Source organism: Nonomuraea corallina, assembly GCF_027620315.1.
Classification (GTDB): Bacteria; Actinomycetota; Actinomycetes; order Streptosporangiales; family Streptosporangiaceae; genus Nonomuraea; species Nonomuraea corallina.
The window spans coordinates 1-11,895 of record NZ_JAPNNL010000212.1 but is presented as its reverse complement, the minus strand read 5'-3'; the positions used below and the strand labels follow the sequence as shown (position 1 = coordinate 11,895).

Annotated in this window: 11 protein-coding genes; 8 read left to right on the top strand and 3 right to left on the bottom strand. The window is 71.7% G+C overall.

Annotated elements, in window-relative coordinates; translation table 11 throughout:
• A partial coding sequence (locus tag OUY22_RS32700) for a PIG-L deacetylase family protein (RefSeq protein WP_270159125.1) occupies nucleotides 1-711 on the bottom strand: 711 nt, incomplete at its 3' end.
• Between the two features lie 155 nt (nucleotides 712-866).
• Here OUY22_RS32700 and OUY22_RS32695 point away from each other — a divergent pair.
• On the top strand, nucleotides 867-1,664 hold the full coding sequence (locus OUY22_RS32695) for an alpha/beta hydrolase (RefSeq protein ID WP_270159124.1): 798 nt from the start codon (nucleotides 867-869) through the stop codon (nucleotides 1,662-1,664).
• 149 nt (nucleotides 1,665-1,813) lie between these two features.
• Nucleotides 1,814-2,344, top strand: coding sequence for an HIT family protein (locus OUY22_RS32690; RefSeq protein WP_270159123.1), 531 nt, complete (start codon nucleotides 1,814-1,816; stop codon nucleotides 2,342-2,344).
• A 6-nt stretch (nucleotides 2,345-2,350) separates the two neighbouring features.
• Here the strand turns inward: OUY22_RS32690 and OUY22_RS32685 are convergent, their stop codons facing one another.
• Nucleotides 2,351-3,925 carry a glycoside hydrolase family 10 protein gene (locus tag OUY22_RS32685; RefSeq protein ID WP_270159122.1) on the bottom strand — a complete coding sequence of 525 codons (1,575 nt, stop codon included), beginning with the start codon at nucleotides 3,923-3,925 and terminating at the stop codon, nucleotides 2,351-2,353.
• Between the two features lie 115 nt (nucleotides 3,926-4,040).
• Nucleotides 4,041-6,182: an elongation factor G-like protein EF-G2 gene (locus OUY22_RS32680; protein ID WP_270159121.1), complete on the bottom strand. Its 2,142-nt coding sequence runs from the start codon at nucleotides 6,180-6,182 to the stop codon at nucleotides 4,041-4,043.
• Nucleotides 6,183-6,345: 163 nt separating this feature from the next.
• Between OUY22_RS32680 and pgsA the strand changes: the two genes are divergently transcribed.
• From pgsA to pdxS, 6 genes are all read left to right on the top strand, one after another.
• Nucleotides 6,346-6,948, top strand: a complete 603-nt coding sequence (gene pgsA, locus OUY22_RS32675) for a phosphatidylinositol phosphate synthase (RefSeq protein ID WP_270159120.1) — start codon at nucleotides 6,346-6,348, stop codon at nucleotides 6,946-6,948.
• Nucleotides 6,945-7,853, top strand: coding sequence for a phosphatidylinositol mannoside acyltransferase (locus tag OUY22_RS32670; RefSeq protein ID WP_270159119.1), 909 nt, complete (start codon nucleotides 6,945-6,947; stop codon nucleotides 7,851-7,853). Before pgsA ends, OUY22_RS32670 begins: the two co-directional genes overlap by 4 nt.
• A complete protein-coding gene (locus tag OUY22_RS32665) occupies nucleotides 7,850-8,977 on the top strand; it encodes a glycosyltransferase family 4 protein (RefSeq protein WP_270159118.1) in 1,128 nt (375 codons plus the stop codon). The genes OUY22_RS32670 and OUY22_RS32665 overlap by 4 nt, the downstream gene beginning before the upstream one ends.
• 8 nt (nucleotides 8,978-8,985) lie before the next feature.
• On the top strand, nucleotides 8,986-9,516 hold the full coding sequence (locus tag OUY22_RS32660; protein ID WP_408638241.1) for a LemA family protein: 531 nt from the start codon (nucleotides 8,986-8,988) through the stop codon (nucleotides 9,514-9,516).
• Between the two features lie 63 nt (nucleotides 9,517-9,579).
• Complete coding sequence (locus tag OUY22_RS32655) at nucleotides 9,580-10,596, top strand: DUF3048 domain-containing protein (RefSeq protein ID WP_408638240.1); 1,017 nt, start codon at nucleotides 9,580-9,582, stop codon at nucleotides 10,594-10,596.
• A gap of 111 nt (nucleotides 10,597-10,707) precedes the next feature.
• Nucleotides 10,708-11,628 (top strand): pyridoxal 5'-phosphate synthase lyase subunit PdxS, encoded by a 921-nt coding sequence (pdxS, locus tag OUY22_RS32650; protein WP_270159115.1) that lies wholly within the window; start codon nucleotides 10,708-10,710, stop codon nucleotides 11,626-11,628.
• The last annotated feature ends 267 nt before the right edge of the window (nucleotides 11,629-11,895 follow it).

Genomic DNA, 11,895 nt, shown 5'->3' with positions numbered 1-11,895 from the left:
GAAGAGTCTGAACGTGATCGCCGGGCGGCCGCCGAACCCGGCGGACGACTCGCGGGCGAACCCCTCGATGAGCTCACGCGCGTACGCCTCCGGGTCGTCGCCGGTGAGCGCCTCGATGTAGGCGCGGTGCTCCATCAGCGAGCGCACGCCCCGCTCCAGCCCGTCGGTCACGTCGATGGCGTGCGTCGGGGTCTCGCTGCCGGCCACCGCCACCCAGCGCACGCCCTGCCACGGCTCGCCCGCGTCGGGGAAGATCCACCGGTTGGCGGCGTCGGCGGCGGCGTCCATGACGGCCCGGCCGACCGCCTTGTGGTCGGGGGTGTTCCAGAAGGTGCCGCCCCACGTGTCGTCGAAGTTGAGCGTGATCAGCAGCTCGGGGCGGTGCCGGCGGATCGCGGCCGCGATGTCGCGGCGCAGCGCCGTCCCGTACTCGATCACCCCGTCGGCGTGGTCGAGGAACTCCACCGCGCTCACGCCCACGACGGCGGCGCTGGCCCGCTCCTCCCGTTCGCGCACGGGCCCCGCCTCGGCGGGGGAGAGTGTGTCGATGCCCGCCTCGCCGCGGGTCGCCATCAGGTAGACGATCTCGCGGCCCGCAGCGGTCCAGGTCGCCACGGCGGCCGCGCAGCCGTACTCCAGGTCGTCGGGGTGGGCCACCACGGCGAGCGCCCGCTGCCAGTCGGTGGGCATGGGTTCGAGTTGATCGGCCATGCGCCCACCCTAGAGGCCGGGCCCGTACGATGACCCACGCGAAACGAGCCGGGGAGGGGGCCGGCGGGCGACGCGATTCGGCCGGGTGGCCGCGGGCGGTTCGCCACCCCGGCCGAGCGTCACCGCCGCGAGCCGACCTGTGGTGGACTGGCCTGGTGAACCTGCCCGGCGTGCGCCCCGCCCTCGTGGTCCTCACGGTGGTGGTGGTCCTGCTCGGGCTCCTCTGGGCGTTCCAGCGGCGGCTGATCTACCTGCCCGACACCGCCCCGGTGCCGCCGGCCGCCCAGGTCGTGCCCGGCGCGCGGGAGGTGACGCTCACCACCGCTGACGGGCTGCGGCTCGGCGCCTGGTACGTGCCCGGCGACCACCCGGTGAGCGTGCTGGTGGCCGGGGGCAACGCCGGCAACCGGCTCCACCGGGCGCCGCTGGCCCGCGCGCTCGCCGCCCACGGGCTGCCGGTGCTGCTCATGGACTACCGGGGCTACGGCGGCAACCCCGGCAGCCCTGCCGAGGAAGGGCTGCGGCTGGACGCGCGGGCGGCCCGCGACTTCCTCGGCGACGTGCCGGTGATCTACTTCGGGGAGAGCCTCGGCGCGGCCGTGGTGACCGGGCTCGCCGCCGAGCGCCCGCCGGGCGGGCTGGTGCTCCGCTCGCCGTTCACCGACCTGGCCGCCGCGGGTCAGGTCGCCTACCCCTTCCTCCCCGTACGCGCCCTGCTCCGCGACCGTTTCCCGGTCGCGGAGCGGATGGCGGCCGTCCGGGTCCCGGTCGTGGTGGTGTACGGGACCGCCGACACGATCGTGCCGCCCGGCCAGAGCCGCGCGGTCGCCGCGGCCGCCGCCGGACCCGCGACCGTGGTCGAGATCCCCGGGGCGGGCCACAACGACCCGGTGCTCCTGTCCGGACCCCAGGTGATCGATGCCGTCACCGCCCTCGCGGACCGCCTCCGCTGAACCGGCCGGGCCAGAACGGTTCCGCGACGGCGGGGACGAGGGCCGGTCGGTCGTCGGGGCGCTCTGCCCGGTCGCCTCCGTCGCGCGTCGCGATCGTGCGGGATGAGCATGTCGTTTGTCCGGCGGACAGGGGCCCTATGCTGCTACGTATGCACGATCAGGAAGGGGCGGGGGAGCCCGACAACTTCGAGCGGCTGTGGACCCCGCACCGCATGGCCTACATCAAGGGTGAGAACAAACCGGTCGGCACCGACCCGGAAGGGTGCCCGTTCGACGCCATCCCCGCGATGAGCGACGAGGACGGACTGATCGTCGCCCGGGGCGAGGTCGTGTACGCCGTGCTGAACCTCTACCCCTACAACTCCGGCCACCTGATGGTCGTGCCCTACCGCCACGTCTCCGGTTACGACGAGCTGACCGCCGCCGAGGTGGTCGAGCTGGGCGCGTTCACCCAGCGGGCGGTGCGGGCGCTGCGCGAGGCGAGCGGCGCCCAGGGCTTCAACGTCGGCATGAACCTCGGCCAGGTCGCGGGCGCGGGCATCGCCGCCCACCTCCACCAGCACGTGGTGCCCCGGTGGGGCGGCGACACCAACTTCATGCCGGTGGTGGCGCGCACGAAGGTCCTCCCGCAGCTGCTGCGCGACACCCGCCGGCTGCTGGCCGACGCCTGGCGCGGCTGAGCGGCGTCAGGCGTCCTCGACCTTCACCTTGACCGCGCCGCTCTCGTTGTGGAGGCGGTCCAGCGCGGTCACCAGGTAGGTCCCGGCCGTCTTCGCGGTGAACGACGGGCTGGAGACCACGGCCACGAGGTTGCGGGCGTCGCTCGTGTGGCAGTCGTCGCCCGACTTCGGCACCCGGTAGACGGCGTACGCGCGAGCGTCCCGTACCGGCGTCCACGACACGGCGGTGCCGGCCGCCTTGACGCCCGAGGGCTTCGCCGGGGCGCTGCCGCCGCGCTCCTTCATCAGCGGCAGGAGCGCCGGCCGAGCGTAATGGGCCTTGGCCACCCGGTCGATCGCGCCCAGCGGGTTGGTCAGCAGTTGCTTGGCGCTGAAGTACACGTCGCCGCGGATCGCCTCGTGCTTGCGGTTGAGTGTGAGGTGGGCCGGCAGCTCGCCCGGCTTCGTCCAGGCGGCCTCGTCCTCGGCGCCGACCCGGTAGAGAGCCTGGCCGATGTAGAGGTGGACGTCGCTGCCCTCGACCGCGTCGGCCCACCACGGCGCCAGCTTGCCGTAGGCGGCCAGCTTGTGCGAGCGCGACCAGTAGAGCTGGGGCATCACGTAGTCGACGGTGCCCTTCTCGATCCACGCCCTGGCGTCGGCGAAGATCGAGTCGTAGGCGGACATGCCGGAGGTGTCCGAGCCGGACGGGTCCTGCGCCTTGTTGCGCCAGATGCCGAACGGGCTGATGCCGAACTTGACGTGCCGCTTGGCGGCGTGGACGGCCTCGTCGACCTCGGCCACCAGCTGGTCGACGTTCTGCCGCCGCCAGTCGGCGAGGCTCTTGCCCTTGCCGTGCTTGCGGAAGGCGGCGCGGTCGTCGAAGGCGCCGCCCGGCCCCGGGTAGGGGTAGAAGTAGTCGTCGAAGTGGACGCCGTCGACGTCGTAGCGCTGGACCACGTCGGTGACGACCTTGACGACGTGCCGGCGCACCTGCGGCAGGCCCGGGTTGTAGTAGAGGCGGTCGCCGTACTTGACGGTCCAGCCGGGGTTGCGGCGGGCGGGGTGGGCGGCCGGCAGCTTGGCGACGTCCGCGTCGTAGGCGGCGCGGTACGGGTTGAACCAGGCGTGGAACTCCAGGCCGCGCTTGTGCGCCTCCTCGATGAGGAACGGCAGCGGGTCCCAGCCCGGGTCCTTGCCCGGGGTGCCGGTGAGGAACTGCGACCACGGCTCGATCGACGACTTGTAGAGGGCGTCGGACGCGGGCCTGACCTGGACGAAGACCGCGTTGAAGTTGCGCTGGGCGGCGGCGTCGAGCAGCCGGGCGTATTCGGCGCGCTGCCGGTCGGGCGACAGCCCCTTGCGCGAGGGCCAGTCGATGTTGTTGACCGTGGCGATCCACACCCCGCGCAACTGGCGCTTGGGGTGACGCGGGTCGGGGGCGCACTGCGCGGTCACCACCGCGCTCTCGGTCGTCGTCTTCTTGGCCGGATCCGCCTTCTTGCGCTGGCCGGCCTCGGCGCCCGGCCCGAAGGTGTAGGCGGCGGCGACGGAGACGGCGGCGAGAGCGGTCGTGGCGAGGAGTGGGCGTCCGGTTCGCATAGTGCCAACAGTGTCGCATCGGCTCCGGTGTGCTTCGTACGGAAAAAAGAAATCGACTCGTGACACCGTTGTGACCCGAGAGCCGGGAGGGAATGCCCTCCCGGCTCTTCGGACCTCAGCCGGACTCGGCGGCCACCTTGTCGGCCAGGTGCGACGGCAGCGGCTCGTAGCGCAGGAAGGAGCGCTGGAAGGTGCCGGTGCCGTGGGACATGGACCGCAGGTCGATCGCGTACCGGGTGACCTCCAGCTGTGGCACCTCCGCCTTGACCAGGGTGCGGCCCCGGCCCACCGGCTCGGTGCCGAGCACCCGCCCGCGCCGCGACGACAGGTCGGACATCACCGCGCCCACGTGGTCGTCGGCGACCAGCACCGACAGCTCGTCCACCGGCTCCAGCAGCAGCGTCGGCACCTTCGACGCGGCCTCCTTCAGCGCCAGCTGGCCGGCGATCTGGAACGCCATGTCGGAGGAGTCGACCGAGTGGGCCTTGCCGTCGTACAGCGTGACCTTGACGTCGACCACCGGGTAGCCGGCGCGCACGCCGCGTTCCATCTGCGCCCGCACGCCCTTCTCCACCGACGGGATGAACTGGCGCGGCACCACGCCGCCGACGATCTTGTCGACGAACTCGAACCCGCCGCCCGACGGCAGCGGCTCCACCTCCAGGTGGCAGATGGCGTACTGGCCGTGACCCCCGGTCTGCTTGACGTTGCGGCCCATCGCCTGCGCCCGGCCGCCGAACGTCTCGCGCAGCGGCACCCGCAGCTCGACCCGCTCCACCTCGACGCCGTGCCGCTTGGCCAGCCGGTCCAGCAGCACGTCGGTGTGCGCCTCTCCCATGCACCACAGCACGAGCTGGCGGGTCTCGGCGTTGTTCTCCAGGCGCAGCGTCGGGTCCTCGGCCACCAGACGGCCCAGGGCCTGCCCCAGCTTGTCCTCGTCGGCCTTGGACTTGGCACGGATCGCCACCGGCAGCAGCGGCTCCGGCATGGTCCAGGACGTCATCAGCAGCGGCCGGTCCACGTCCGACAGCGTGTCGCCGGTCTCGGCCCGCGACAGCTTGGCCACCGCCACGATGTCGCCCGCCACGCCCTTGCCGATCTGACGCTGCTGCTTGCCGAGCGGGCAGCTCAGGGCGCCGATGCGCTCGTCGACGTCGTGGTCCTCGTGGCCGCGTTCGGCCAGGCCGTGACCGGAGACGTGCACGGTCATGTCGGGCCGCAGGGTGCCGGAGAAGACGCGGACCAGGCTGATGCGGCCCACGTACGGGTCGCTGGTGGTCTTGACGACCTCCGCCACCAAAGGGCCGTCCGGGTCACAGGCGATGCCGGTCACCGGCTTGCCGTCGAGCGTGGTGATCTCCGGCATCGGGTGCTCGTGAGGCGCGGGAAAGCCCTGGGTGACGAGCTCCAGCAGCTCGGCCGCGCCCACGCCGAGCCCGGTGCAGAGCACCGGGTGGAAGTTCCCCTCGCAGACCGCCTTCTCCAGGTCCTGGATGAGGATCTTGATGTCGATGGGATCGCCCTCGAGGTAGCGCTCCATGAGCGACTCGTCCTCGCTCTCCTGGATGATGCCCTCGATCAGGACGCCGCGGTGCTCCTCGATGCGCGACTCGTACTCGGCGCCGGGCTCCTTCTCCGTACGGGTGCCGCCCGCGTAGTTGTAGAACTTCTGGGTCAGCAGCCCGATCAGGCCGTTCACGTTCCCGTTCGTGATCACCGGCAGGTAGAGGGGCGCGACGCCGTCGCCGAAGACCTCCTGGCAGGCGGCGAGGACCTCGTCGAAGTTCGCCCGCTGGTGGTCGAGCTTGGTGATGACCACGGCCCTGGGCATGCGGACCTGGGCGCACTCCTCCCACAGCATCTGGGTGAGCCCGTCGATCCCGTCGGTGGCCGACACCACGAACAGCGCCGCGTCGGCGGCGCGCAGCCCGGCGCGCAGGTCGCCGACGAAGTCGGCGTAGCCGGGGGTGTCCAGAAGGTTGATCTTGATGCCGTTGAAGGTCAGCGGCGCCGGCGTCAGGTTGACCGATCGCTGCTGGCGCACCTCCACCTCGTCGAAGTCGCTGACCGTGTTGCCGTCCTCGACCCGGCCGGCCCGCTGGATCGTGCCGGTGGCCGCCAGCAGTTGCTCGACCAGGGTCGTCTTGCCCGCTCCCGAATGGCCGACCAGGACGACATTGCGAATCGCGTCCGCCTTGTCGGCCGCTGGTGCCCTGCCCGCGGCTCCCATGGCCCCGCTCGCGTGCTTGTCCGCCACTTCGCCTCCCGCGTCGTCGGTGTGCGTGCCAACGCCGCGCCCGCGCGAGGGTGAAAACCGCATGGACGCGGTGTGTTCACCAAATACCCATGTGGCGGATATCACAAGGGGGCCGCGGCAAAGAAAGTCTCCGGTGCCGTCATGGCCTACGATCGACAGCGCGATGCTGAAACTCCTGCGCCCGGCCATGACCCGGCTCCTCACCCCGCTGGGCAACGCCCTGGTCCGCCGCGGGATCGGCCCCGACGCCGTCACGGCGATCGGCACTCTCGGCACGGTCGTCTCCGCCCTGTTCTTCTTCCCGAGGGGCCTGCTCACCGCCGGCGCCCTGGTGATCACCGTCTTCGTGCTGTTCGACCTGCTCGACGGCGTGGTGGCGCGGCTCGGCGGGGGAGGGGGCAGCACGTGGGGGGCGTTCCTGGACTCCACGCTCGACCGGGTCGCCGACGCGGCGATCTTCTCGGGGCTGATCCTCTACTTCGTCGCGCGCGGTGACTCCCTGCTGGCGGGGGTGACGCTGTTCGCCCTGGTGGCGGGGATGCTCGTGTCGTACGCCAAGGCGCGGGCCGAAGGGCTGGGTCTCACCTGCGACGTGGGGCTGGCCGAGCGGCCGGAGCGGCTCGTGGTCGTGCTGGTCTCCGCCTGCTTCTCCGGCCTGGGGGTGCCCTACCTCCTGGCGGCCGGCATGTGGTTGCTCGCGGCGGCCGGAGCCGTCACCGTGGTTCAGCGCGTGGTCCATGTCTACCGGCAGACGAGGGAGCGATGAGCGGCAAGCCGTCATTCACCGATCGCGTGGTCGCCGCGGGGTTCGCGGCGGGCTGGACGCTGGTGCCCTACCTTCCCGAACGGCCGACGGCCGCGGCGTTCGGCTTCGCGGCCGACCGGGTGTGGCGCCGGCGCGGCCCCGCCGTGCGCCGCCTGGAGTCCAACCTGGCCAGGGTGACCGGCCTGCCGCCGGGCAGCCCGCAGCTGAGCGAGCTCACCAGGGCCGGCATGCGCTCCTACTTCCGCTACTTCCACGAGATCTTCCGGCTGCCGTCCATCGACCGCGCCGAGATCGTCCGGCGCACCCGCGTGATCGGCGCCGAGCACATCCACGGCAACGTCGCCGCGGGCCGCGGCGTGGTCCTGGCGCTGCCCCACATGGGCAACTGGGACGCCGCGGGGGCCTGGCTGGTCGGCGTAGGCCACCCGTTCACCACCGTGGCCGAGCGGCTGCGGCCCGAGTCGCTCTACCGCCGCTACGTGCGCTTCCGCGAAGGACTCGGCATGGAGGTGCTGCCGCTGACCGGCGGCGACGGCCACAACTTCGGCACCCTCGCCACGCGCGTGCGCAAGGGCGGCGTGGTGTGCCTGCCCGCCGAGCGGGACCTCACCAGGAGCGGCATCGAGGTGCGGTTCTTCGGCGCGGCCACCAAGGTCCCCGCCGGCCCGCCGCTGCTGGCCGTGCAGACCGGCGCGGCGCTGCTGCCCGCCGTCGTCTACTTCGACGGCGCCGACTGGGGCATCCACATCCAGGAGGAGATCCCGGTGCCCGAGGAGGGCTCCCGGCAGGAGAAGGTCGCGATCGTGGCGCAGCGCCTGGCCGACGTGTTCGAGAAGGGCATCGCCGAGCACCCCGAGGACTGGCACATGCTGCAACGCCTGTGGCTGGAAGATCCGAAACGATGAGGGTCGGCATCGTCTGCCCCTACTCGTGGGACGTGCCCGGAGGCGTCAAGCAGCACGTCGACGACCTGGCCCAGGCGCTCATGAGGCAGGGCCACGAGGTCTCCGTCATCGCTCCGGCCAGCGACGACGACGAGCTTCCCGCGTACGTGACGGGCGCCGGCCGGGCGGTGCCCGTGCCCTACAACGGGTCGGTGGCCCGGATGTCGTTCGGCTTCCTGTCGGCCGCCCGGGTGCGCCGCTGGGTGCGCAACGGCCACTTCGACGTGCTCCACATCCACGAGCCGCTGATCCCCAGCCTCGGCGTGCTGGCGTGCTGGGCGGCCAAGGGCCCGATCGTGGCCACGTTCCACGCCTCGTTCACCCGCTCGCGCGCGATCGCGATGGCCGAGCCGCTGCTGCAGAGCGCGCTGGAGAAGCTCAGCGGCCGCATCGCGGTCTCCGACGCGGCCCGCAAGAGCCTGGTCGAGCAGTTCGGCGGCGACACCGTGCTCATCCCCAACGGGGTGACCGTCAGCCGCTACACCGACGCCGAGCCGCTCGACGGCCGGGGTCCCGACGGCGCCACGATCGGCTTCCTGGGCCGCATGGACGAGGAGCGCAAGGGCCTGCCCATCCTGCTCGACGCCTTCAACCTGCTGGCGGCCGAGCGGCCGGAGGTCAAGCTGCTGATCGCCGGTCCCGGCGACGCCGGCGACGTCTACGACCGGGTGGGCAGGGAGTTCCGCGACCGGGTGACCGTGCTCGGCATGGTGAGCGAGGCCGACAAGATCCGCGCCTACCACTCGGTCGACGTGTTCTGCGCGCCCAACACCCGCGGCGAGAGCTTCGGCATCGTCCTGGCCGAGGCGATGGCCTCCGGCGCGACGGTGCTGGCCAGCGACATCCCGGCCTTCCGGAGGGTGCTCGGCGAGGGGCAGGCGGGCGCGCTGTTCACCAACGGCGACGCGGCCTCGCTGGCGCGCGAGGCGGGCGCGCTGCTCGACGCGCCGGAGCGGCGGGCCAAGCTCGCCGAGGAGGCCCGGGTGGCGGTCATGAAGTACGACTGGTCGACGGTGGCGCGGGACGTGGTGCGCGTCTACGAGACGGTGACCGTCGCCGGCGCGGGCGTGGAGGAAGACCTGTGACATCCACCATGATCGTGCTGATCGTGGCCATCGTCGTGGTGCTCACGGCCGTCTACATCTCCTGGCGGGCGGGCCGCCTGGACCGGTTGCACATCCGGCTGGAGCTGGCCCGCGAGGCGCTGGAGGCGGCGCTGGTGCGCCGGCGCGCGGTGGTGCTGGAGCTGGCCGGCTCGCGGCTGCTCGACCCGGCCACCTCGCTGGTGCTGGCCGCGGCCGCGCACGAGGCCCGGATGGCCGGTCCCGACGAGCGCGAGCACGCCGAGAGCGACCTGTCGGGGGCGTTGCGCGCCGTGGTGGACCAGGAGCGGTTCAGGGAGAAGCTGGCCGAGTCGCCCGGCGGCCAGGACCTGCTGGAGGAGCTCGACGCCGCGGTGGCCAAGGTGGTCTACTCGCGCCGCTTCTACAACAACGCGGTCGCGGTCACGCGGACGGCGCAGCGGCGGTGGCTGGCGCGCACGCTGCGCCTGGCGGGTCACACGGCGTATCCGCGATTCTTCGAGATCGATGACAATCCGCCCGCGGCCATGGCAACTGAATGACCCGTTTTGTGGGAGACCGGTAAGCTTCCATCCGTTTCTGGGCCGAAGCGGAGGAGTATGCAGGTGCGGCTAACCCGGATGATCACCGTCTCGCTGGCGGGGATGGCTGTTCTGCTGCCTGTCACGGCCTGCTCGTCCGACGAGCCCGCGGCGGGCGGCGCCCCGCAGCCCACCGAGTCGGCGGCGCCGGCCGAGGAGCCGACGCCGGAGAACCTGCATCCCTTCACGGGCCGCCCCGCCGAGCGGCTCAGGCCGGTGCTCGCCGTCAAGATCGAGAACACCGCGGCGGGCAAGCCGCAGATGGGTCTCAAGAGCGCCGACATCGTGTACGTGACGCAGGTCGAGGCCGGTCTGACCCGGTTGATCGCGGTCTTCTCCTCGAAGATCCCGGCCAAGGTCGGCCCGGTCCGCAGCGCCCGCATCAGCGACCTGCACCTGGCCCCCATGTTCGGCAAGCCCGCGTTCGCCTACTCCGGCGCGCAGACCAAGATGCTGCCGTTCATCGCCGAGGCGTCGCTGTTCGACGTCTCCGACAGCCGGGTGCCCGGCGCCTACTACCGCGAGCCCGGCCGCTACGCCCCCTACAACCTGTTCGCCCACACCAGGAAGCTGCTGGCCGGCGCGCCCAAGGCGAGCAAGGCCGGCGACATCGGCTTCACCTTCGGCGACCCGCCGGCCGAGGGCGGCGTCGACCGCGCCTCCTACAGCGTCAGGTGGCCCGCCGCCCGCTTCACCTTCCGTTGGTCGGAGGCGAAGAAGCAGTGGCTGATCTGGCAGGACGGCAAGAAGGACATGGCCGCGGAGGGCGGCCAGCTCGGCGCCTCCACGGTCGTCATCCAGTACACCAAGACCGAGCGCTCCCAGTTCCACGACAAGAACCAGAGCTACACCCCGCTGGTCAACACCGTCGGCAAGGGCTCGGCGATCGTGCTGCGCGACGGCAAGGCGTACAGGGCGAGGTGGGAGCGGGAATCGGAGAAGGGCGGCACGACGTTCACCACACAGAGCGGCGAGCCGATGAACTTCGCGCCCGGTCAGGTGTGGGTGGCGCTCGCCAGCCGCAAGCCCGTGACGCCTTGACGTACAAAACTCCCCGCCATTGCTGACATGGTGGCATGCGGGGGGCCGTACGTCAGGACCTACGATGGGTTGGAAAACTTACCGTTCCCCCCTAGCTCGTGAGGAAGACCGTTGTCCACCAGCACGCCCGAAACCCCGTCGACCACCGGCACCGTCACCGGCACCGCCCGCGTCAAGCGCGGCATGGCGGAGATGCTCAAGGGTGGCGTCATCATGGACGTCGTCACCCCCGAGCAGGCGAAGATAGCCGAGGACGCCGGCGCGGTCGCCGTCATGGCCCTGGAGCGCGTGCCCGCCGACATCCGCGCGCAGGGCGGCGTCTCCAGGATGAGCGACCCTGACATGATCGACGGCATCGTCGGCGCCGTCTCGATCCCGGTGATGGCCAAGGCCCGCATCGGCCACTTCGTCGAGGCCCAGGTGCTGCAGTCGCTCGGCGTCGACTACATCGACGAGTCCGAGGTGCTCACCCCGGCCGACTACGCCAACCACATCGACAAGTGGCGGTTCACGGTGCCGTTCGTGTGCGGCGCCACCAACCTCGGCGAGGCGCTGCGCCGCATCACCGAGGGCGCGGCGATGATCCGCTCCAAGGGCGAGGCCGGCACCGGCGACGTCTCCAACGCCGTCACCCACATGCGCACCATCCGCGCCGAGCTCAAGCGCCTGTCCTCGCTGCCGGAGGACGAGCTGTACGTGGCCGCCAAGGAGCTGCAGGCCCCGTACGAGCTGGTCGCCGAGGTGGCGCGGGCCGGCAAGCTGCCGGTCGTGCTGTTCACCGCCGGCGGCATCGCCACCCCGGCCGACGCCGCGATGATGATGCAGCTCGGCGCCGAGGGCGTGTTCGTCGGCTCCGGCATCTTCAAGTCGGGCGACCCGGCCAAGCGCGCCGCCGCCATCGTCAAGGCCACCACCTTCCACGACGACCCGGACGTCATCGCCAAGGTCTCGCGCGGCCTGGGCGAGGCCATGGTCGGCATCAACGTCGACGAGATCCCGCAGCCGCACCGCCTGGCCGAACGCGGCTGGTGACCGGCGCGTCGCGCCCCGCTTCCCGGCCCGCCGGATGAGACGATCTCGTCCGGCGGGGGCGCGAGGTGAGGTGCTTTTTCTCCAGTGATGGCGGCATCCGTGAAGGATGTCGCCATTGTGGTGTTTACCGGCATTCACTTCCGAGTCACGATCGCAAGTCAGGACACGTGCGTCCCCGGCCTTGATCGTCCTCAGGGAGCGTCCCATGCCCGAGCTCAACCGCCGGCACTTCCTCGTCACCGGCCTGGCGGCAGCCGCCGTCACCGT